Origin of the sequence: Gardnerella sp. DNF01204 (assembly GCF_049244145.1) — a bacterium.
In the GTDB taxonomy this organism is placed as follows: Bacteria; Actinomycetota; Actinomycetes; order Actinomycetales; family Bifidobacteriaceae; genus Bifidobacterium; species Bifidobacterium vaginale.
In genome coordinates, this window is the sequence record NZ_CP058379.1 from 957,653 (window position 1) to 981,817 (window position 24,165).

The window sequence follows — 24,165 nt, forward strand, 5'->3', positions numbered from 1 at the left end:
TTCTGCATTGAATTTTCACACAATACGAATCATTTTAACGCATAACTAAGCCATTTTGGCACGCGTCAACAATTTTTTCGATTAATAAATCGTTTAATAAACGCCCTTTTCGAGTGGCAGCAATACGATTTTTGTTCAACACTGCCAAATCTTCTTTACACACTTCGATTAGCACTTTTTGCAAATAAGAATCGTCAAATTCGCAATTTGCTTTACGCATCTTTGTACACAATTCATCAATACTAAGACCTTCCCTAATGCGCAACCCAAGCATTACCTCTTCTATCAACGCATCCTCGCTATTTATACACTCGTAGTTTTGCCAAGGCACGTTTCCTGCATTAATCGCATGCGCCCAACGTTTTGGATGCAAAATATCCCAAGATCTAAGATTGTAAAACTTGCTTGAATCCGCCAAAAGAGCACAATCATCCATGCTTTGCTTGCTAATGCCGCTAACAGAATTGTAGTGAGAATGAGCCCCTGGGCCAATTCCTGCCCAATCAATGTTCTTCCAATATCCAAGATTATGTTGAGACTCAAAACCAGTGCGCGCCCAATTAGAAATCTCATACCACTCTAGGCCCGCAGAATTAAAAAGCTCGTCTGCAACTTCGTATTTCGCGGCTTCATCATCGTCATCTGGCGCGTGAATTGTGCCAGCAGCAATTTGGCGACCCATTTTTGTGCGCGGCTCTACTGTTAGCGCATACGCGGAAACGTGGTTAACGCCCAGGCTCAAAGCCATTTCTACCGACTTTCGCCAATCGTCTAGACTCTCCCCTGGAGCTCCATAAATCAAATCAACACTCGAACGCAAACCACAAGCATCCGCTGTTTTAACTCCGCGCTCTACGTTTTCTGGAGTATGCGTGCGGTCAAGCGTTTTTAACACATGTGGCACAGCCGATTGCATTCCGAAAGATATTCGCGTAAATCCACCTTCTGCAAGCGTCTCAATATAAGACTCGTCTGCAGTGTCTGGATTTGCTTCCGTAGTTATTTCCGCGCCAGGCATAATGCCCCACAAGTTACGTATTTCTTGCAAAATTCGCACTAAATCTTGCGCTTTAAGAACGGTCGGAGTGCCGCCGCCAAAGAAAACAGATTGCGCTTTAGGCTCGAAAATCCCGTGAAATTCCTGCCACTTTTTTACAAGACGCATCTCTAGAATCGCAACATCCGCGTACCCTTCACGACTCGCACCTTCGCCCAAATCACGAGCAGTATACGTATTAAAATCGCAATAACCGCAGCGACGCAAGCAAAACGGCACGTGCACGTAAACTTCAAAAGGCATGCTTTTAGTTTGCATAGCTGATTTATTTAATTCAGCATCCAACTCTAAACTCATCCTTCAGACTTTTGCGCTGCACGAATCTTATCTTTAGTGTCTCTATCGTTTGCGCCATCATCCGTAGCCAAAGCCGCAACAAACGCTTCTTGAGGAACTTCAACGTGTCCAAGCATCTTCATGCGCTTCTTACCAGCCTTTTGCTTTTCAAGAAGCTTGCGCTTACGAGTAATATCGCCGCCGTAGCATTTAGCGAGCACGTCTTTTCTAAGCGCACTAATCGTTTCGCGAGCAATAATACGCGAGCCAATTGCAGCCTGAATTGGAATCTCAAACTGTTGGCGAGGAATAAGTCCGCGAAGTTTCTTCGTCATCATAACGCCGTAAGAATAAGCCTTATCGCGATGCACGATGGCGCTAAAAGCGTCAACCTTATCTCCCTGAATAAGAATATCTACCTTAACAAGATCTGCAGCTTGCTCGCCATCTTCGTGGTAGTCAAGAGAAGCGTAGCCCTTTGTGCGGCTTTTAAGCTGATCAAAGAAGTCAAAAACGATTTCCGCAAGAGGAATCCTGTAATGCATTTCCACACGATCGGCACTAATGTATTCCATTGTGCCCATTTCCCCACGATGATCTTGGCACAAGTCCATAATCGCGCCAATAAAATCTTTAGGCGCAATAATATCGGCAGCAACCATTGGCTCAATAATGCGCTTGATTTTGCCTTCTGGGAACTCGCTAGGATTAGTCACATGATGCTCGGTGCCGTCTTCGCTAGTAACATCGTAAGTTACGTTTGGAGCAGTTGAAATAAGATCTAATCCAAATTCTCGACTTAAGCGCTCGGAAACAATCTCCATGTGCAACAGTCCTAAGAATCCGCAACGGAAACCAAATCCCAACGCAACAGATGTTTCTGGCTCGTAAATAAGAGCAGCATCGTTAAGTTTTAGCTTGTCGAGAGCATCTCTTAGCTCTGGGAATTGCGCGTTATCGATTGGGAATAAGCCAGCGTAAACCATAGGCTTAGGGTCTCTGTAGCCTTCCAAAGGCTCGGATGCGGGATTTACGGCGCTAGTAATAGTGTCGCCAACTTTAGATTGGCTCACGTCTTTTGCACCCGTAATTACGTAGCCGACTTCTCCCGCTCCAAGCGCCTTTGTTGGAGTCATATCTGGGCTAATAACGCCGATTTCAATAGGATCATGCGTCATGCCAATGCCCATCATATGCAATTTTTCACGCGATTTAAGCTCGCCATCAACCATACGAATATATGTGACGATTCCGCGATACGAATCGTAGACTGAGTCAAAAATAAGCGCACGAGCAGCGCCATTAGGATTTCCACTAGGAGCTGGCACTTCCAGCACGATTTGGTCGAGAAGATCTTTTACACCTTCGCCAGTTTTCCCAGAAACACGCAAAACTTCATTAGGCTTGCAACCAATTAATCCAGCTATTTCTTCCGCATGCTTGTCTGGCTCCGCACTAGGCAAATCGATTTTGTTTAATACAGGAATAATCGTTAAATCATGTTCGATTGCCATATAAAGGTTGGAAAGCGTCTGCGCTTCAATACCTTGAGTGGCATCCACAAGCAAAACCGCACCCTCGCATGCTGCAAGCGCACGCGAAACTTCGTAAGTAAAATCAACGTGACCAGGAGTATCAATCATGCCAAGCGAGTACTCTTTACCGTCAAAAGTCCACGGCACGCGAACAGCCTGCGATTTAATAGTTATTCCGCGCTCTTGCTCAATATCCATGCGATCCAAGAAACGGTCTCGCATCTCACGTTCTGGCACAATCCCAGAAAGCTGCAAAATGCGATCCGCTACAGTAGACTTGCCGTGATCTATATGCGCAATAATGCAGAAATTGCGTATCAACGATTGATCCGTAAATCCTGGCTGGTTATGCGGTGTAATCAAAGCAAATATCTCCTTTTAAGACACAATGAATATATAGTATAATGTGCATCAAGCACTGTAACTCATTAATGGTAGCAACTTGACTACCCTAGTCCAAGAAGATAAGAACAGCAAGTTATGCACTTAATTACATTTAATGCATGCAGTAAGCATTATGGTGATTAATATTCGTGAAAATTAGTGGTTTTATCCAAGAATCATGCTATGCTTACCCTTTGTATGTCCTTGATATAGCAAACGTCGTTTGGAGTAATAGTGGCAAACATTAAGTCGCAGAAAAAGCGCGTGCTCACCAATGAGAAGGCACACAAGCGTAACGTGGCAGTGAAGTCTGCTTTGAAGACTGCTATCCGCGCTACTCGTGAAGCCATCGCTGCTGGTGACAAGGCTGCAGCTGAAGCTGCATTCGCAGTGGCTGCTAAAAAGCTTGACAAGGCTGCAGGTCGTGGTGTGATTCATAAGAATCAGGCTGCAAACCGTAAGTCTGGTCTTGCTTTGGCAATCAACGCTCTTTAAAATAGTCGCATTAGATTGCGATCTTAATTAGAGTTTGAAAAATCTCCGTTATCATTTGTTTACATTTGGTAACGGAGATTTTCTGTATACTAGAACATTTTTATATAGAAAAACAAGAATCGTTCAAGAATAAATAAAGTAATATCAAACAGTAATATGCATTTTGAATTGAATATCACAATACTTTGGTGTATAAACAGCAGCACCAAAGGCTATTATTGAACCAAAAGAGTCCTTAACAATGGATTCAACTGCAAGAGATGGAGTTTTATCTTCAACCTGTAAAACTTTTGCCATGGTTCCACATAGTTGCTCAACATGAACAGACAAATCATTTTCACAAAGCTTTACAGCGTAATCGCTTTCTAGAAACTCTGCTAAAGATTTTTTCGTAAAATCATGAGTCAAAACTTTTGGAAATCTTGAAGCTTCAAGATAAACTACACTGTAATTAGACAAAACGTCATCAACGTACTTTAATCGTTTAACACAAATAAGATCAATTGACTCATCTAAACCAAGCTTATAAGCAGCAGATTCATCTTTAACTACATCATTTTGAATAACTTTGATTCGTATATGTTCTTTGCTTTCAGAATAATTCTGGTAAAAGCCTTGAACCTGGTCTGATATAACTTCACGGTTAACACTGTGAATAACATCTCTTGCTCTAAAAGTTCCTTTGCCTTGTATTCTTACAAGCAGACCTTCCAATATCAGATTATCAACTGCATGTCTAAGAGTAATTCGGCTAACGTTGTATTGCTTACACAATTCTACCTCTGGAGGAAGTTGTTCGTCTGGCTCCATTAAGTCAATGCGTTTCCTAAGATTGTCTCGCACGGCAATATATTTAGGTACACCTTCGGTCACAATCCACTCTCCAAATAGTAATTTTCTTTTAAAAGCTATTAAAAAAAAAATCTTAAAAAATGAAGCTTTTAAGAAAATTTTTACAAATTTGCTTTCAAAACACACAACAGTTACATAGTATCAGTATATTATGCCAATATACGATTAAGGCGTGCCTATACTACAAAAGGCTACAATCTTAAATTATTGATTAAAGTTGCTATTTAATCGCAAATTCAAGATCATAACCTTTTAGACTTATCGTTTCTATTTTTAATTGTGATTTAAGTTTAATTTCTACAATAACTCTTCACAATTGTATTAGTTTTCAATTGCATATTTGACTTTACTATTTTCTCTGCGCGTCAACAATATTGAAGACGCGTAGAAAAGAACATAAGATATTACAACTGCAATAATACTTACGATTTTGCCTCCTGCAACATTCGTGTAACCAAGAAAAACTCCAGTTACACCAAAATCAGCGTCTGAATAAGTGGAGTTTGCAGAACCAAGATTACCCAAAACAGGCAAAAGAAGTAACGGCAAGAATGTAATAACAATACCATTAACAAAACCGCCTACAACGCAGCCTCTTCTACCAGCTTGGCCGTTACTAAATACGCCAGTAACACCACCAGCCATAAAGTGAGCAACAATTCCTGGAATAACAACTGTTGTGCCAGCCAAAGCCATAATAACCATTCCAACAATTCCGCCAGCAAAGCTTGCCAAGAATCCAATAAGAACAGCGTTTGGAGCAAAACCAAAAGTCATAGGAGCATCCAATGCTGGTTTAGCGTTTTTAACGAGTTTTTCGGATATTCCCTTAAATGCTGGAACAATCTCATCTAAAACAACCTGTACGCCTGCAAGAATAATGAAAACGCCTGCAGAGAACATTGCAGCCTTAAGAATAACAAACACAATAAAGTTTTGCCCATTAGATAAATGCGATTCAATATATTGCGGCCCCGCAAAAAGTGCTACAACAGCGTAGATAATTGCCATTGAAAGTGCAATGAGAACAGTTGTATCTTTTAAGAATCCAAGAGCAGCTGGGAACTTAATATCTTCAGTAGACTTAGACGGATGCTTTTTAGAAGCTGTAAGTTTTGCAATCAAAGTTCCAATAAGAACTCCACTACTCGTAGGATGTCCAAGTGCAACATCATCTTTGCCGGAGGCAGTGCGCATAAATGACTGAACCAATGCTGGAGAAATCGTAATAAGTAGACCTTGAGCGAATGATCCGAGAATAATAACGGTTAGAGTATTAAAACCTGCGACATTGAAGATTACTGCGAGCATACTTGCCATATAGAATGCAACGTGACCAGTTAAGTAAATGAACTTAAATCTAGATGTTATTGATAAAACAATGTTAACAATCATTCCAAAGAAGAAGATTAATGCTGCTTCTGATCCATACTTCATAAGAACTGTACCGATTATAGCTTCATTATTTGGTACTACGCCTTGAACATGGAACGCATATTGGAACATGCTCCCAAAAGGATTTAGTGCTTCAGTGACTACTCCAGATCCGGCTGCCAATACTAAGAAACCAATCATTGTACGAATAGAGCCTTGTACTATGTCGGAAATCTTTTTGCCTTGTACTGCAAGACCAATTAGAGAAATCATTGCAACTATTACAGATGGTTGTCTAAAAACATCTAGCAGTATAGACAGAACACCGTTCATAGTTCTCTCCTTATATATTTTTATTAATATGTGAGCTGATTTTGGCATGCATAATTTACAAAATTACAAGAGAGAAAATGTAATTAATGCCAAAAGTCTTTTGCCCAAACTTAACTTAGTGCAAGAAGCCATAATAATGGATAAGCCAAGACATAAATTTGTTATAATGTTATATTCAATTTTTGATGATTTTCGTATATATTTTAAATAAAATGAAAATTATTAAGCATAATTGCGATTTAATAGAAAATAATACAACAAAATCGCAAATAATCTGAAATTTACTAGCATTTCATTGCAGAATAACGTAAAAATATGTGAAAATAATCACAATAATTGCAATAAAAGACACACCCACAATGCAAAAATCACGCAAAAAGCCAGAAAAACACTACTCAATAATCCAAGCTAAACCAATCAAAACAGCCAAGAAAAGAAGATTCACAATTGTGTACATAAGCAAATAGCGACCCTTATTATGAGGATACTTATGCGTAATACTCTTGTATGAAATCAAAGATGCCATAGACGCAATAAGCGTTCCCATACCGCCAAGATTAGTACCAATAATAAGCATCTTCCACTGGTCGCAGAAGCCTGAAAGTAAGATAGTAGTTGGAACATTACTAATCATTTGACTAGAAACAACCGAAACTTCCATAGGATGAGAGCCAACCCACATTTGTGCAATCTCGGTAAATCCTGGGACCCTACGCATGTTTCCAATAAAAATAAAGAACATTATAAATGTAAGAGGCAAAGCCCAGTCTAGAGCGCGGAACACATGCGAATCGCAAATAATAAAGGCAATAACAACTGCCAAAACCATAATCCAGTCTGGAATCCAGCCAGCTACTCCACACAAGCACAAAACAAATAAAAGACTATAAACAATAACTCGCCATTGAGTAAAACCAACACCGTAACCCATAACGCGAATCTCATCTGGTTTAGGTGATTTAGAGTGCGGAGCCAAGACACTTTGTTCAATGTCATCTCCATGCAAGCCCTCAAATTGATCGACTTTTCTAGAGCTAAAGAACACAAACGCAAACGCAATCATAAGAATCGCAGCAGTAAGCGTGTACGGAGCCATAATGGAAAGAAATCCACCAGTAGACATTCTAGTAAGCGCTTTAAGATACAAATTGTGCGCATTGCCAATAGGAGTTAGCATACTTCCAACGTTTGCACCAATCGTCATTAAAGTCACAACAAGAATTGCGTGCTTTTCTGCATTCGCCATCATCAAAACAGAAATCGCAAAAGGAACAAAAGTTACAAGTGCAACATCATTAGTTATAAGCATCGCTGAGAAAAACGTTAGAGACATAAGAACCAGAACTAATCCGCGCTCAGTCCTAACTCTTCTAAGAAGATTCGCGCCAATGCTTCTAAAAACGCCTATTCGTTGGAATCCGCAAACAACCATCATTAAGCAAACAAGTTGAGAAATAGTGTTTACGTGAATGTAGCTAAAATATTGCGCATCTGGTGGAACGAAAAAGCAAGAAATAACAGCTAAAACGGCGGCCACAATAAGGATGGTTTCACACTTGACCAAATTCAGAAGCCAGCGCCTCATCGTTCCTCCGTGACAAAAATACACAACTCGTTCAATTGTATAAGAAACCCAATCCAAAGGGGCAAAAATTCCCGACAAAATCGTTGAAATAACAAGGCATATTGTCTTAAAAGAGCTTTAGTTTTGCCACAAAGCGAATAGGCAAAAATCCGCCCATTTTTATGACACGCGCAAAATGGGCGCATGTCGTAGAAGACTATATTATAAATGGAAAAGAAGTCTTGAAGTTTAAGCTTAAAGGCTGAAACAACTTAAAGCAAAAGCGAGAAGCGCAATTATGGCAAACGAAGAATTGCAGAAAACAAAACAAAACAATCATAAAAGAAACACAGCAGATTTGGTTGTAGAATGCCTTGTAAATGAAGGCGTTGAAGTTGTTTTTGGAATCCCAGGCGAAGAAAATATTCCGCTTTTAGAAGCAATTGAACGAAATGGAAACATACGCTTTGTGCTTACTCGCCACGAGCAAGGCGCAGGTTTTATGGCCGCAACTTATGCTCATATTACTGGAAAGCCAGGCGTGTGCTTAGCAACGCTTGGACCTGGAGCATTAAATCTTACTCTTCCAGTGGCTCAGGCAAACGCAAGCACGACCCCGCTTGTTGCAATATGCGCTCAAGGAAACGTATCTCGTCTTTATAAAGAATCTCACCAAATCATTGATTTGGTGTCATTGTTCCAACCGATCACTCAGTGGTCTTCGATGATGTTAGCTCCAAGCACTGCTCCAGAAATGGTTCGTAAAGCTTTCTCAATCGCTCAAAGAAAGCGTCCAGGAGCAACCTGCCTTGTAATCCCAGAAGACATTAGCGAAATGAGCGTTCCAGAAAACGCAAAGCCACTTCCACTTCCAAGACCTCTGCACATCCTTCCCGCTCCAGATACTATTGACGAAGCTGCTAAAATCATTAGCCAAGCAAAAACGCCGATTATTCTTGCAGGAAACGGAGTTGCACGAAGCCATGCTCAAGATCAGCTACGCGCTTTTGCAGAACAGCTTAATGTTCCAGTTGCAACAACATTTGAAGGCAAAGGCGTGTTCCCAGATAATCACCCTAATGCTCTTGGCGTAGTCGGATTCATGCATAGGGATTATGAGAATTTTGCTTTCGATACAGCAGATTTGATTATTGCTGTTGGATTCTCTATACAACAGTTTGACCCTAAGAAGATTAATCCAAATATTGACAAGACTATTATTCACATAAACACATTTGTTGAAGACACAGACGCACACTACCCTACTGCCCTAAACATTATGGCAGATATTGGTCAGACTCTTAAAACTCTTACAAATGTTCTTAAGGATAGAAACATTACTTTTGATGTAACTCACCCAAAGATTCGTCAAATGATTACAGACGAGCTACGTTCGTTTGAAAACGATAACAGTATTCCTATGAAACCACAGCGTGTTGTATACGACACTAGGCGCGCTGTTCCAGAAGGAACCAAGGTTCTTGTAGATACGGGCGCTTTAAAAATGTGGATGGCAAGGCTTTACCCAACAATGCATCCAAATACGTGCATTATAGACAACAGCCTTTCTACAATGGCTTGGACTTTGCCTGGAGCTGTTGGAGCATCGTTTATTAAAGATAATAGTGGAAAAATCAACACAAAGCCTGTTCTTGCTGTTATGGGCGACGGCAGCTTTATGATGAATGTTCAAGAGATTGAAACCGCTGTTCGCGTGGGTTCTAGAATGGTTGTTCTAGTTTGGGAAGACAACGCTTACGGATTGATTAAGTGGAAGATGGACTTACACGCTGGAGAACACGAATACGTTGATTTTACTAATCCAAATGTTCCAAAATTGGCAGAAAGCTTTGGAGCTAGAGGCCATGTCGTACAAAAGCCAGAAGACTTATACAACATGCTTAAAGAAGCTTTGGAACAAGAAAGCGGCGTTGACGTTATAGCTTGCCCAGTGGATTATAGCGAAAACATGAAGCTTATTGAAAAGCTTGGAGACATTGATTTTGGCAACTAGGTTGATTGTGACAACTATAGTGCTAATTGCATAAGAAGAATCTCCGCACTTGCATTAATTCAGTTATCATCTGCCAATTTAAAGATAGTTAAAGGTAGTTTTCTGAAGAATAAATGCAATGCGGAGATTTTTATAATACTTTTACAACACGGTTTAAATATTTAATTTTCCTCCTTTGCTTTATCATCGTAGCGTCTGCCAATAAGAGCTGCTCCTAACGCACCAAAGAACACTTCTTGATTTGCAATCACTACACGATCGGGTATTTTTAGTGAGGACAAAAATGACGATTTTTGTTCAAGTCTACAAATGTATTCTTTTACGCCTTTTAATAAAATTGCTCCTGTTTTACTCACTCCTCCACCAATAACAATAATCTCTGGATCAAAAGTAACTGTAATAATCTGTAGTGCACTAACTAAGGTGGAAATGAACTTATTCCATACTTTTTCAGCTTCTTTATTTTTAGCAGAAACATTGCGCAGCAAAGACGCGATAGGATACTCATTCTTTGCTGGCCAAAGTTTAGATAAACCAGTTCCAGAGATTATTGTTTCTACACATCCACGCTGTCCACATGGGCAATCCCTACCCTGCGTATCAGCAACTATATGACCTATTTCTCCAGCCACACCAGTGGAGCCGTGGAAAATAGAGCCATTAATGATAATTCCCGCAGAAACTCCAGTACCTAAATTCAAAAACACTAAACTACTAGAATCAGAACCATAATAATTATATGCACCGAATGCTGCAGCATTAACATCATTATCTATTACAGAATTCAATCCAAAACGTTTACGTATTTCAGTCTTAAAATCTATACTATGAGATCCCAAATTTACTGATTCAGATACTTGCCCAGTATGTTGATTAACTAAACCAGGCACACCAATTCCTATAGTGAATTTAGTATCATTGCCATATTTTAGGATAATTTGATTAATCACTTCAGAAATAAGCTTGCACACTTCATCGACAATCTCTACTTCACCTTGCTTGGTAGAAACTTGAGAATGCGCAATCAGTTCATTATTAGTATTGAAAGCTGCACATAATACTTTTGTTCCACCTACATCTACCCCTATGCTTATATGCGACGGTGTGCTGTGCGTCATAATAAACTCCTTAGAAAAATACTTCTGCTTTGAAGTTGAACCCTATTAAACCAATTAAGTACAATTATTGCACTAAAAGATAAAAATGCAAGACTATCTAATATATTTAATAAAAACATTGAAAAATAAAGGAATCTATAGTTCCAATATTTCATATATAAAAAATAAAATTAGAAAATATTTTACAAAAACATGTTTTAGTATATATTCCAAACTATATATTTATCTGATAGAATATCATGTATAAAACAATGGGCATTAAAAGTGGAACGACGACATGAGCATAAAAACAATAGCGAAGCCAATGATTAATCAATTAATGACAGTGTCTCAAAAAACCATACCTGCCGACGCAAGAATAAATAACAGAATGCTAATATTCAACTATTTATTCCCAAAACAAATACTTTCTAGAGCTATGCTCGTAAGAAAAACAAAATTATCAAAAGCATCTATTTCAACCGTCGTGTACGAAATGCTTGAAGACCACATATTAGTAGAAAGTGGTCAAGAGTCAAAAATAGAAAGAGGTAAAAAAGGTACACTACTCGAAGTAGACGCAAACTATTGGAACATTATAACTATAGATCTTTCACAACCTTGTCTCATACAAGGCGCTGTTGTTAATCTGTGCGGAGATATATTAAAAAGATCGGAAATATCGTTATATAAAAGCACAGATGCGAACTGTGAAAAAATCATAGAAGTTTGCAAAACTCTAATAAATAATTCAAATAATCACATACTAGGAATAGGAATTGCTGTACCTGGGATCGTAGACGATGAAGGAAGAGTAGTTCGCTCATCGAATCTTCAGTGGGAAAATATAAACATTAAAGAAGAGTTGATTAAGCATTTTAATTGTCCAATTATCGTTGATCATGACACGAATAGCGCATTACTAGCCGAAAGATTCTTCGGCAACGGCGTACCAAATACAATATTTATACAGTTATCGTTAGGTGTTGGCGCATCAATATTAATAAATGATGCTATTATCACTGGAATAAATAATTCTGCAGGAGAAATTGGTCATATTACAGTAGATCCGCAAGGACCAGATTGTTCATGCGGCAAAAAAGGATGTTTAGAAACATATATTTCCGCGGAAACACTGCATAGAAAAATGTTTACATCAAATAGAAAACCAGAAGATATATTAGCAGAGGCAGGTAATTATTTAGGAAAAGCTCTCACAACAACAATTAATCTTTTAGACTTAACAGACGTGGTAATTTATGGACCATCCGACATTGTAAATAAGGTATTTATAAGCTCTACAGAAAAAGCAATACAAGAATATGGTCCATACAGTCCAAAACATCCTTGTACAGTAAGAAGATGCACTTGCAACAATGACATAACTCTTATAGGAGAATGTATATCAGTAATTCAAAATAGAATCATGAATCTCTAAGATATAAAAAGCAAAGAAGCAATCAACAAAAAATTAATGTAAAAACTAGTAGCAAAGAAGCACAAAATGAAAATCGACAATTCAAATACCGAAATAATACCTTCACCACAAAACATATCAATATACGCAAAAGATACTATTACGCTTCCACAATCAAGTCATATTAGTTTCATAAATATTAAACCAGACTTAAGAATAACTACAGCAGCAAAACAGCTATGTGAAGATTTGAAAAACAATCACAATTGCAACTGGAGCATTAGCTACTCAGAAGGATATAAAAGCGCTATATCGGCAGCTATTAACAAAAATCTACGTATTCAAGAATATAAAATTTCATCTAAAATCTCGACCAATCAAACACTTATAAGCATAGAAGCTGGGAGCATAGCGAGTATATGCTTTGCAATACAAACTATAAGACAACTAATTATGCAATATGGTCTAATACTGCCATCATTACAAATTCAAGACTTTCCAGAAATACCTGTAAGAGCATATTCTTATGATGTTTCAAGAGGAAGAGTGCCAAAACTTTCATGGTTAAAAACTTTAGTAGACCAGTTAAGTCTATACAAATATAATCAACTTCAACTATACGTAGAACATGTTATCGATTTAGATGACACAATTGAATCCTGGATTGGACATTCACCATTAACTTGTAATGAGATTATCGATCTAGATGAATACTGCTATGCAAGAGGAATAGAACTCGTTCCAACACTTGCAACTTTTGGACACATGTATGAAATACTAAGAAGTAACTCATATAAACAGCTTGGCGAATTCCCAGACCAATCAGAAAGACCCTTCAGTTTTGTTGAAAGAATGATGCATCATACTCTAAATCCTACTAATCCTAACACTATACCGTTTATATCTAAAAGGATTAAAGATTATGCATCACTATTTAAATCTAATAAGTTTAATATTGGCGCCGATGAGACCTTTGACCTTGGATGCGGTGAAAGTAAAAATGTTGCTGAAAAAATAGGAGTGGCAAATCTTTATTTGTCCTATATTAAAAAGCTATGTGAAAAATTACACGAATTAGATTTGCAGCCAATAATGTATGCTGATATTGCAATAAAACACCCAGAGTTATTAGCTGATATTCCAAAAAATGTTATTTTTGCAAATTGGGATTACTCGGCAAACATGAATGAAAACAATATAAAACTAATAAAAAGTCAGAATCGCGATCAATACGTATGCCCTGGCACACAATCTTGGAATAGGCTTATACCAGATTTTGACTCTGCTATAAGTAACATATCCAAAACATGTGAATATGGGCACAAAAATCATGTATTAGGATTTTTGTTAACTGATTGGGGAGATTATGGACATATAAACGATCCAATACTCTCACTTCCGTATGTAATAATATCATCGGAATATGCTTGGAAATCTAATAATATTGCAAAAAAAGATTTAATAAACAAGGTAAGTAATGTATTTGCTAACAGAACAAACTCAAACTTACTTAACATTATTAAACAAGCGTCTCATGCACAAGCATTCAGCTGGTCTGACGCTGTGCAATTCAAAGAACTTGAATACAATAACGAAAATATAGCAAACGAAGATGTACTATTTTCATTAGGATATCCAAAGAACACTTCCCTAGAACAAGCAAGAAGACGATTCTTAAATGAAAGAGAAGCACGAATATTAAATGCTAAAGAATATAATCGCACTCTATCAGAATGCTCAAAGAGCATCTACGATATAAATGCTTGCAGCGAAAATATAAACTGTGAAAATATAAACAAAGATTTTATAAGCACTAGCATTTTAAACATTCAAGGTCAACAACTGCTCAACCAATTAGGGTTGTACATACTAAACCAGAGATTTACTCTAGCTGAAGCAAAATCTTTTAAAACAAATTTGAACGAATGGTTCACCCAATATCAAAATCGTTGGGAATCAATAGGTAAAACGGCAGACTTGTACAGGATACGAGAAGTATTGGATTGGTATATAAAAATACTAGGGATGTGAGAAAAGTATATTTACTGGACATATACGCATTAAATATAAATACGACCGAGAAAGTTTATGAATAACAATAAACAAACCCGGTCGTATTTAAATGTTATTGCAAGATAGAAAAGCATGTCGGTAAAGACAAATTTTGCTAATCTACAACATGTAAAGTACGATAAATGTAATTTTTATATTTTTCTGGATTAAGCTTACTACATATTTCAACATTCGGAGTCTTCCCAGAGAAGAAATTAGCGTCAACAAGAACTGAACCATAACTTGGTCCAGGAGTTGCATCAACTTGGCAATAATATTTTGTGCATTCGCTTACACATTCAGGATATAGCGCAGCGGCAACAGCAGATGGATCAGCCATATCGAGATAAGCATCCCCAAAACGGCTAATATTCATTTCCATTAATTCCCTATTGCAATCAATGGCAAACTTACCAAGTTCTCCACTTTCGCGAATATTAGCAATTTCTTGTGGATTCAGCATACATTCTCCCAAGCATGCATCCCATCCAACAAACATAATATTTTTAAGACCAGAATCAACTAATATCTTTGCAGCTTCTGCATCTTGCCAAATATTGAATTCTGCTACAGGAGAAACATTTCCACGACCTAGACCAGCAGATCCCATAACTACTATGCGACCAACTTTTTTCATCGCTTCATAATCAACCTTAATAGCTAGAGCAATGTTAGTTAATGGCCCTAATGCAATAATGTCTATTTCACCATCCTCACTGTTTCTCAAAGTTTCAATCATTTTCAAAACAGCATTACCATTACTTTCTTTTAAGCGATGAGGCACTAGACCAATATCACCCATTCCATCTCTGCCATGGGTTTCATGAGCATAAACCAAATCGCGCAACAGCATGCTGCTACTTCCTTTATATACAGGTGGTTCATATGAACCAGCATGCTCGATAGTAGTAAGCGTATTAATAGTCGCTTGTTCCATGCATACGTTTCCTGATACAGTGGAAAACATTAATATCTTATATCTAGGATCATTTAAAGCCATGGCAATTGCCATAGCATCATCCGAACCACAATCTGTATCTATTATTATTTTCTTTTTAGAATAAATTTCTTTATTTTCCATAAACTCTCAACACCCTATCAATTAATAGAAACTGTATTTTCAAATGTAACTATCTTTAGCAGTGCAGCCGAAGCAATACATATTGCCAGCATTATAAGCCCGAATGTATATGAGAACCCTACTCCAAATTGCGAAATAACAGCACCAACAACGATAGGAGTTAGCATATCAGCTACGCCACTTGCTGTAGCAACGATAGAGCACGCTATACTCACGCGCTTATACATAATTCTAGAGGCAATTGCAACAATAACACTAAATAAAACGCCTAAGAAAAGACCAGCAACGAAAAGCCCAATATAGTAACTCAAGGCAGTGTTAACAAGCATTGCGGCAAGAATAGCAATAAATGAACCGATACAATTCATGAGTAGCACTAAGGTACCTTTTACATATCTCAGAATCCAAGTGAAAAGGAAACCTCCAAGGACACAACCTAAGTTAAATAGTGTAAACATAAATGCAGCATTTGATTCGCTTATTCCTTTTGTTATTGCAAAACTTGTTGTATACATACCTATAGCAGTCGATACTCCGCTGAATGCGGCAACTGAAATAACAATTCCAGCATAGGCAAGAATCTTACTCTTAGCATATAGTGGCCTGATATGTTCTTCCTCTTTCTCTGTATCTTTAATCTCAGACGTATCTTTGACTATAAAAGACACCGCACAGATAATAAATGAAAGAATACCTAACACATAATATGACCATGCATAAGATAATTTACCACTCAAGAACAGACCTAATACAAATGGTGAAACTGTAGTTCCTACACCAAATAGTCCTTGTCCAAAAGTCAATGAACTTTCATAATTCTTTTTGAATATGCTACTTAACAATGTTGGGCATGCAGCATCCTGCGTGCCAAATGCAATGCCTCCCGCAAACGCAAGTATTAAACCAGAAACAAAACTAGGAATTGTAGGAATACCAAACATAAATATGCCAGTAATAAAAGTACCAATTCCTAAAACTTTTACTGATCCAATTTTCTCTACAAGAACACCTGTTATGTTAACGGTGAGAATTCTACCAAGAGCATATGCTGATCCAAGTAAACCGACAAGTTCAATCTTCTGTCCATAGGTTTGTACTAACTGTGGCAACGTACTGCCAATCATTACACATGTCGAACCTGCCAAGAAATACATAGCAAATGAAAGAAAAGCTTTTAGCGCATCATTACGCTTCATGATTTCACACTTTCCTAGTTCTTTTAATTAACATTTATAAACCATTAGAGGCTTGCCTAAAAAATATCATGATTTTATAATGCTTAAAATGACACTTGTCATGACTAATTTTGTTCTTAAGGAGTAAAAGTAAATCATGAACAACAAATGTATAGCAACGGCGCTTGAATTTATACTAGATGCAACGGATAGCATGAGTACGATTGTAAAAATAGAGAAAGCAAAACAACTCATTCCTCACCAATTCATACGAACATATCACACTAATGATGTTCTCATAAATATGAATAGTGCAGCAAAATATGTATATATCTTTTTAGATGGTAAAGCTACAGTTCGAGGAAGTTTAAATCGTAACGATGGAGTTATTTCAAATATTGAACCAATAGAAATACTGGGACTTTTTGAACTCGTTACCAATGAACCGCATTATACTGCTTTCGTTATGGCAGAAGAAAAAAGTTTGGTATTTAGAATTCCATCTTCGCTATTTCGCGAAATTGTTCAAGAAAATGGCAAAATTTGCTATTGCGTATTATCAATATTCGCAAAAACAGCGGGAAGAACAATGCAAGAAGCAGCAACGAAAAGACTACTTGAATCAATTGACATTATTGGATATTATTTATATACTCAAGCAAACAAAGATAGACCGTATATATGCCCATATACTCGCGAAGATTTAGCAAAAATACTAAATATTAATTTACGAACTTTATACAGGTATCTAGAATCCATGAAAAAAGAGAATCTTATAACAAGCATAAGAGGAAAATTGGTTATAACGGACCAACATTTTGCTTTGCTACATAAAAGATACTCTTCTATGACTATTTAATTATCAAATGACAAATGTCATTTGATAATTAAATAGTCAAAAAGATAATATTTGTAGTAATCAAATAGGAAGTGATTGCATGAAACAGATAATTAAATCATTCAAGGAAGAATTTACTACTGTTGCAGTTGTCACAATACCATTATGTGTTGCTGTTAATTATATTTCTGGAACTATAGCAGGTATGCTAAAACTACCCATTTTCCTTGATACTATAGGTACTTTATTTGCATGCATGATTTTTGGGCCACTTGTAGGAATAACAACTGGAATGCTATCTTCAATAATTTCATCAATCACTATGCCAACCATGCTTCCATTCATAGTGGTCAATATTGCTCTAGCCTTATGCGCTGGTATTCTAGCAAAACATAAAATGTTTTCAAATTATATGAAAATTTTTATTTCTTCAATAATCATGGCAACAATATCCATTATTATTTCAGCACCGATTGTAGTCCTAGTATTTAGCGGGTTCACTGGCGGAGGATCATCTATTATAGCGGCTTTAATAACTGCATCTGGAATGAATATCTGGATTTCTGTATTCTCTACTGAAGGATTCTTTACATGGGTTGATAGAGTATTAACAATCATTATATGCTTAAGCGTTATAAAATGCTTGCCCAATAAATTACTGCTTCTTTTCCCATTAGGTTTACTTTATTTAAAAAATTCAGATTCTGAATAGTAAAAATTAAATCGAGTTTACTATATAAATACAGAGATAAAAGTAATTATGTACATGCATTATATCGATACTATTAATCAAGTAAAAAATACCAAGATACTTGCGACGCTATACCCGACAACAAAATTTATATTGACCATATATTTAATATTAGTAGATATTATATTAAATACTTTTTCATTCACATTATACAATTTGCGACTTTTATTGTTCCCCTATTTTGTTGCTCTACTTGTTCTGATGATTCTATGTGGAATAAAAAAGAATGGATATAAGCTCGTATCAAGTATAGCCATGTTCTCATTATTTGTTGCGATATTTCAAGTCGCTTTCTGTAGACAAGGAAATACAATATTAAGTCTTAATTTTTTGCAGATTACAGATACAGCATTGTCTAATTCTATAACGCTCGGAATGAATACCTTAAATATATCAACTATAGTCATATGTTTTTTCCAAATAACTGATATAGAAGATATTACAATATCTTTAAACAAACTTGGGATGAGCAATAAAACATGTTTCATAATACTTTCTACTTTCCAAACGATTGATTATTTACAAATGCAAATTAAAGCAATAATAACCTCGCAAAAAAGTCGTGGAATAAACTTTAATGGAAATTTAATACGTAGAATTGGCACATTTACTTCGATTTTGCTTCCAGCATTTATTACTTCACTAATAAACATCGAGCAACGCATAATGATGCTTGATTCGCGAAATTTTTTTAGTTCAGAAAAAAAGACATATATTAAACAGGTTAATCATAATGGTCACGAAAAATTAGTACTAACAATAGGAACAATTACACTAGTTTTTCTTATTCTAGGAAGAGTAATTTATGGTTATATCATATAATATTTGCAATTTTTCATACACTTATCCACTTACTTCAAAACCAGCTTTAAGCAAGATAACAATACAGCTAGAATTAGGGAAAATATATGGAGTAATTGGAGCTAACGCTTCAGGTAAATCAAGTCTATGCTTATCTCTTAAGGGATATATTCCTCATTTCTATAAGGGAAAATATTCTGGAAAAATACTATTAAACAACACGATTGATTTATTAAAATCTAATGAATGTGACAGTGTAGGCTTTGTATTTAGCGATCCTTTTTCACAGTTAAGTCATATCAAAAAAACTGTATTTGAAGAAATTGCATTCAGCTTAGAAAATCGCAGTATCCCTATTCAACAAATAGAGAGTCTGGTTACACAAGTTATGCAATTACTTAACATAGAACAACTTGCGCTTCAAAACCCACTAACCCTATCCGGAGGGCAGGTTCAACGCGTTGCAATCGCGTGCGTTATAGTTAATAATCCAGAAATACTAATTCTTGACGAACCTACTTCACAACTTGATCCAGAAGAAACTAAAAATATTTATAATTTTCTACAAAAATACAAAGACGAGGGACATACCGTAATAATTAGTGAACAAGATACAAATTTGTTAGCGGAATATGCAGATAATATCATTGTTCTTCAAAATGGTTTTATCACTCATTATGGAAATAAATATGATGTTTTTTATGATGAAACTTTCCCTTCTGACTGTATTGATATTCCAGAAGTTGTCAAAATTGTGAAAAAGTTACGTAAGTTTGATATCCAAATAACCCCTGACATAACAGATATAGGCGAATTAATAGTTTTATTAAAGGAGAAATGCGATGAGCATCGCAATTAAATTGAACGATGTAAGTTTTCAATATCCTTCAAATGAAAAAATAAAAAATAAAAATAATGATAAACAAGAAAAATCCTGCAGAATACTAAACCACGTAAACATAGAATTCGAAAGTGGTGAATTATGCGCAATAATAGGTAGCAATGGAGCAGGTAAAAGCACTCTCGCCAAAATAATAGACAATTTATTACAGCCAACTTCTGGAGACATAACTATTGAAGGAAAACAATATAAGACATTAAAGCAACACGATATTACATCACTCGTTGGTTATATTTTTCAAAACCCAAATGATCAAATTTTTAACAGCACTGTACATAAAGAAATTACATATGGGATAAAGAATATAAACAATGATCTTTACAGTCGCGTTCTGAATCTTACTGGTTTAAACGATAAAGAAAATACAAACCCATTTAATTTGTCATTCGCTGAAAGAAAATTTATTAACATTGCATCTGCACTACTAAGAGAACCACATATTATTATTATGGATGAAGTGACTGGTGGGTTGGATAAACCACAAAAAATGCGACTTGTAAAAATACTTAATTATTTACATACGATAAATGTAACAGTATTATTTATCACCCATGACATGGAATTCGCATACGAAAATTGTCAAAATGCTCTCATACTTGATAACGGAAATGTGTTATACAAAGGGAGCATCGAATCTGCATTCCAGAATGTAGAAATAATAAAACGCGCGCATATTGACCAACCAATCATAGTACATATAATGAATGCGCTCGGAATTAACTATATGCATAAAGATAATCCTATACGTGCTTTAGCTAAATATATTGCGAATCGCAATAATCATTAAGGTATATGCAATCAAAAGCATCAAAATATAAACAAAATATCAACATTAAGATGCAATGCGAATACGCAATGAACATAGTTGGAAAGGACGTAATTCTACATTTAACGCGTCATTATTATTGTGCAAAGCTATAGGCATACCATGCAGCACTGGCATTTCCATAAGATCTACCTCTTCAATTGAGGAATAACGCAAGATTTTATTGAGTTTTATTTGCCCATTTGCATATCCACCAGACGGCTCGTGAATACGTAAGATTATATCTCCAGAACAATCATCAGCCAGCTTAACCCAATCTAATGCAATTAGACCTGAGTTTCTGCGAATCGTAAACAATGGATCGACTTCTGGTAGCATATCAATAATTGGCGAATTCAAAAAATCAGCTGTACTTAGAACTGAATCCATATTTGCATCAGCAATAAATGACCAAGTAAATTCATGCTTACCTTGATCGGTGTTAGGATCGGGGTAAAGAGGCGCAGAAAGCAAAGATAATCTGAGCATAGTTCCATAAGATGAAGAATAATCGCCAATAGGAGCAGTATCAGCGCCATAAGTAGACGAATTTGCAACAGCAACAGCATACGAGGAATCTTCTATACGAACAAACCTATGTGTGCATGATTCAAACTTTGCATCATCACTACGAGTATTTTTTACTATTGGCCTTTCAACTAAACCATATTGGCACTCATACTGGGCCTTATCTGAACATACGGATGTTGGCATATCTACTTTTAGAAATTGCTCTTTAGCATTCCAATCAACTTGCGCATGGAAATCAAGTCGTTTAACACATGGCTCTAAAATTATACTTGTTTTAATCTTAACATCCTTTTTACATGCCAAGATTTCAACAGATACACCGCCCGATAAAAGCTCTTTAACGTCAACAATTGAAGAATCATCAATCTTACGATTCCTCATAAATGCATCTCGCTCAATATCCCATGCATCCCACTGATACGGCTCATCTTTTAATATCTCATATTGCGCCATGCGATAACCAGATGGGATTAGCTCACGATTAAATTTAATATCTTCAACAGAAGATACTGTGCCATCGCGTTCAATAGTCACACTTAAAACACCATTATTAAGAATTACTCCACCATCATTTTTGTGTTTTACAGTTGTTGTATTATTTTTACAGCTTTCACTACATTGATATAAATTCCAAGCGACCTCATTTTTACCTGTATAAGTCAACAACTTTACATTTTCACGCGCATTAACCGCGTTAACCGTGCTGTTAGCTTTTACAATCGCATTGGCAATATCTGAAATAATTTTACGTAAACAAGAAATATCTCTAGCATATTCTTCTCTAGCTTGCCTATGAACCCATGCAATAGCAGAACCTGGAAGAATATCGTGGAACTGGTTCAATAATAAAGTCTTCCAAATTCTAGTAAGCTCATCGTTATTGAAACGATATTCTGGCGCATACACTCGAGCTAAAACAACAAGATATTCAGCCACACGCAACAATGATTCCTCCATGCGGCAATAACGCTTCATATCTTGCTGAGAAGTAAGAGTTTTTCTATGCAACTCTAGATAAAGCTCACCCTTAAACACTGGCGTATTGCAATTTGAATCGTCAACAATATCTTTTCGTATTTTTTCAAATAACTCATCAGGAGTGCCGAAATCAACTCTAGGAGCACCCTCTAAATTACGATCACGCCTAATACGAGCAGTCATTTCGCGAGTAGGCCCTCCACCGCCATCGCCAAAACCGTATAACAATATTGCGTGATCAGATAAATCTTTATCCAAAAAATTGCGTTGAGAATAAACTAACTCATGCATGCTCACAGATGAAGCATAAGTATTAGATGGAGGAAAATGAGCTAAAATCCTAGAACCGTCTATTCCTTCCCAAAGGAATGAATGATGTGGGAATTTAGTGGTATCATTCCAAGAAATCTTTTGAGTTAAAAACCAATCAAATCCAGCGCGGCGAGCAAGTTGAGGCAATGCGCCAGTATAGCCAAAACTGTCTGGGAGCCAAATGCCATGCGGATCAACACCAAAATGCTCCTTAAAATAGCGCTTACCAAAAGTCATTTGTCGAATTAAAGATTCACCACATGGCATAATTACATCGGACTCAACCCACATACCACCAACAGGTATAAAACGTCCTTCTTTAATCCTATTTTTCATACGCTCAAATAAATCGGGATGCTCGTTTTCTAGCCACTCGTATTGTTGAGCAGAACTCATAGCATAAGTAAAATCAGGATCCTCATCCATAAGAGCTAAAACGTTAGATATTGTGCGTGCGACTTTCCTGTGCGTCTCGCGCACAGGCCATTGCCAAGCAGAGTCAATATGAGCATGTCCAACAGCAATATGCCTTAGAGAACTTGCCGCCGCGGGCTGACTTAATACATTAGTCAACATATTACGAGCATTTTGAACAGTAGAAGAATCATGTTCATCATATGCATTTAAGGAGCGCTGTAAAGCTTTAGCTAGTTTCCAGTATCGCGGATTATCGTCATTCAATTCTCGCATCAAAGAACTTACAGTCTCAAGATCCATATAATAATCAAAAATATTACGATTAAAAACAGTAACGTCAACATACTTCAACATATATTGGCATTCGGTTTTTCCAGTAGCACGCTCACCTAAATCAGTAGGAGAAAACGCAGTAGGTCCTTCAACAAATGGATTGTCTGCAGCTTCCAAATATAAAGTAAAATTACCATTTTCATCAATACTAATCGAACGATTATTATGCTCATCAATCAACGGAACCCAATGATTACAAGGGTTTACAGCTTTTATAACTCTTCCGTCAACGTTATACACTAATCCTTCAGCTTGAAAACCAGGGAAAAGATTACTAATCCAACCTAAATCAACATTTAGCTCAACTTTGCACCCCTTTACCTTTGAAAGATCAATCGACCCTGATATCTCAAACCACGTTGTTCCCCAAGTTGTTCCCCAAACGCTTGGAACATTGAATGAATGAAACACAATATCGTTTCTTTTTAACTTAGAAAAGAATTCGTTAGAAGAAATAGGTTCTCCAGCAATCTCATACGCTCGAATTTTACAATGCAATAAAACAGTATTTATATGCGGGTATAAGCGTTGTTGCATAACTCTTGTACAGCGATTTAATTGCTGCTCAGGTAATAAAAACATAGTTTCTACACTTCTTTCTTACACAATTAAACATTTATACGTAAATCACGTACACGCAAATCACATACGCATAAATCGCATATCTAACATATAAAGACAAAACAAGTATACGATATTAAATCAGTAAAAGTTTATGACAAAAGACAGTAATTAATAAAAATTCATAACTGCTATGAATTTTGTTAACCAAAATTATAATATTTAATCAGC

General features: G+C 36.6%; 18 protein-coding genes. 9 read left to right on the forward strand and 9 right to left on the reverse strand.

Annotated elements, in window-relative coordinates:
• Positions 1-34: 34 nt before the first annotated feature.
• Both hemW and lepA read right to left on the reverse strand, forming a co-directional pair.
• Positions 35-1,354, reverse strand: a complete 1,320-nt coding sequence (gene hemW / locus HXT46_RS03740) for a radical SAM family heme chaperone HemW (protein ID WP_009994119.1) — start codon at positions 1,352-1,354, stop codon at positions 35-37.
• Positions 1,351-3,231, reverse strand: a complete 1,881-nt coding sequence (lepA, locus tag HXT46_RS03745) for a translation elongation factor 4 (RefSeq protein ID WP_004113579.1) — start codon at positions 3,229-3,231, stop codon at positions 1,351-1,353. Before lepA ends, hemW begins: the two co-directional genes overlap by 4 nt.
• A gap of 255 nt (positions 3,232-3,486) precedes the next feature.
• Here lepA and rpsT point away from each other — a divergent pair, with 255 nt between their 5' ends.
• The gene (gene rpsT, locus HXT46_RS03750; protein ID WP_004113577.1) at positions 3,487-3,747 is read left to right on the forward strand and encodes a 30S ribosomal protein S20; all 261 of its coding nucleotides are present in this window, start codon (positions 3,487-3,489) and stop codon (positions 3,745-3,747) included.
• Positions 3,748-3,891: 144 nt separating this feature from the next.
• On the opposite strand, the gene HXT46_RS03755 is transcribed toward rpsT, so the two are convergent.
• The 3 genes from HXT46_RS03755 to HXT46_RS03765 all read right to left on the reverse strand — a co-directional run bounded on the left by HXT46_RS03755 (position 3,892) and on the right by HXT46_RS03765 (position 7,891).
• Positions 3,892-4,620 (reverse strand): GntR family transcriptional regulator, encoded by a 729-nt coding sequence (locus HXT46_RS03755; RefSeq protein WP_004114987.1) that lies wholly within the window; start codon positions 4,618-4,620, stop codon positions 3,892-3,894.
• Positions 4,621-4,920: 300 nt separating this feature from the next.
• Positions 4,921-6,306 (reverse strand): PTS ascorbate transporter subunit IIC, encoded by a 1,386-nt coding sequence (locus tag HXT46_RS03760; RefSeq protein ID WP_004113572.1) that lies wholly within the window; start codon positions 6,304-6,306, stop codon positions 4,921-4,923.
• A 391-nt stretch (positions 6,307-6,697) separates the two neighbouring features.
• Entirely contained in the window at positions 6,698-7,891 is a 1,194-nt protein-coding gene (locus tag HXT46_RS03765; RefSeq protein WP_004113569.1) for an SLC13 family permease, read from the reverse strand.
• Positions 7,892-8,168: 277 nt separating this feature from the next.
• On the opposite strand from HXT46_RS03765, the gene HXT46_RS03770 reads away from it, so the two are divergent.
• Positions 8,169-9,884, forward strand: coding sequence for an acetolactate synthase large subunit (locus HXT46_RS03770; protein ID WP_004117736.1), 1,716 nt, complete (start codon positions 8,169-8,171; stop codon positions 9,882-9,884).
• 161 nt (positions 9,885-10,045) lie between these two features.
• Here the strand turns inward: HXT46_RS03770 and HXT46_RS03775 are convergent, their stop codons facing one another.
• Positions 10,046-11,002 carry an ROK family protein gene (locus tag HXT46_RS03775; protein WP_004114979.1) on the reverse strand — a complete coding sequence of 319 codons (957 nt, stop codon included), beginning with the start codon at positions 11,000-11,002 and terminating at the stop codon, positions 10,046-10,048.
• Positions 11,003-11,279: 277 nt separating this feature from the next.
• On the opposite strand from HXT46_RS03775, the gene HXT46_RS03780 reads away from it, so the two are divergent.
• Complete coding sequence (locus HXT46_RS03780) at positions 11,280-12,419, forward strand: ROK family protein (RefSeq protein ID WP_004114978.1); 1,140 nt, start codon at positions 11,280-11,282, stop codon at positions 12,417-12,419.
• Between the two features lie 66 nt (positions 12,420-12,485).
• On the forward strand, positions 12,486-14,429 hold the full coding sequence (locus tag HXT46_RS03785; protein WP_410311304.1) for a beta-N-acetylhexosaminidase: 1,944 nt from the start codon (positions 12,486-12,488) through the stop codon (positions 14,427-14,429).
• Positions 14,430-14,565: 136 nt separating this feature from the next.
• On the opposite strand, the gene HXT46_RS03790 is transcribed toward HXT46_RS03785, so the two are convergent.
• Both HXT46_RS03790 and HXT46_RS03795 read right to left on the reverse strand, forming a co-directional pair.
• Positions 14,566-15,531, reverse strand: coding sequence for a nucleoside hydrolase (locus HXT46_RS03790; RefSeq protein ID WP_020761465.1), 966 nt, complete (start codon positions 15,529-15,531; stop codon positions 14,566-14,568).
• A 17-nt stretch (positions 15,532-15,548) separates the two neighbouring features.
• The gene (locus tag HXT46_RS03795) at positions 15,549-16,727 is read right to left on the reverse strand and encodes an MFS transporter (RefSeq protein WP_009994132.1); all 1,179 of its coding nucleotides are present in this window, start codon (positions 16,725-16,727) and stop codon (positions 15,549-15,551) included.
• Positions 16,728-16,863: 136 nt separating this feature from the next.
• Here HXT46_RS03795 and HXT46_RS03800 point away from each other — a divergent pair, with 136 nt between their 5' ends.
• The 5 genes from HXT46_RS03800 (at position 16,864) to HXT46_RS03820 (ending at position 20,784) form a co-directional block, all read left to right on the forward strand.
• Positions 16,864-17,565: a Crp/Fnr family transcriptional regulator gene (locus HXT46_RS03800; RefSeq protein WP_075038722.1), complete on the forward strand. Its 702-nt coding sequence runs from the start codon at positions 16,864-16,866 to the stop codon at positions 17,563-17,565.
• Between the two features lie 79 nt (positions 17,566-17,644).
• Complete coding sequence (locus tag HXT46_RS03805) at positions 17,645-18,256, forward strand: ECF transporter S component (protein ID WP_013399619.1); 612 nt, start codon at positions 17,645-17,647, stop codon at positions 18,254-18,256.
• 240 nt (positions 18,257-18,496) lie between these two features.
• A complete protein-coding gene (locus tag HXT46_RS03810; RefSeq protein WP_230454567.1) occupies positions 18,497-19,117 on the forward strand; it encodes an energy-coupling factor transporter transmembrane component T in 621 nt (206 codons plus the stop codon).
• A complete protein-coding gene (locus tag HXT46_RS03815; protein WP_004113544.1) occupies positions 19,101-19,955 on the forward strand; it encodes an energy-coupling factor ABC transporter ATP-binding protein in 855 nt (284 codons plus the stop codon). Before HXT46_RS03810 ends, HXT46_RS03815 begins: the two co-directional genes overlap by 17 nt.
• Positions 19,939-20,784, forward strand: a complete 846-nt coding sequence (locus HXT46_RS03820) for an energy-coupling factor ABC transporter ATP-binding protein (protein WP_009993757.1) — start codon at positions 19,939-19,941, stop codon at positions 20,782-20,784. Before HXT46_RS03815 ends, HXT46_RS03820 begins: the two co-directional genes overlap by 17 nt.
• A gap of 45 nt (positions 20,785-20,829) precedes the next feature.
• Here the strand turns inward: HXT46_RS03820 and HXT46_RS03825 are convergent, their stop codons facing one another.
• Complete coding sequence (locus HXT46_RS03825) at positions 20,830-23,955, reverse strand: alpha-mannosidase (protein WP_041160638.1); 3,126 nt, start codon at positions 23,953-23,955, stop codon at positions 20,830-20,832.
• Positions 23,956-24,165 lie beyond the last annotated feature (210 nt).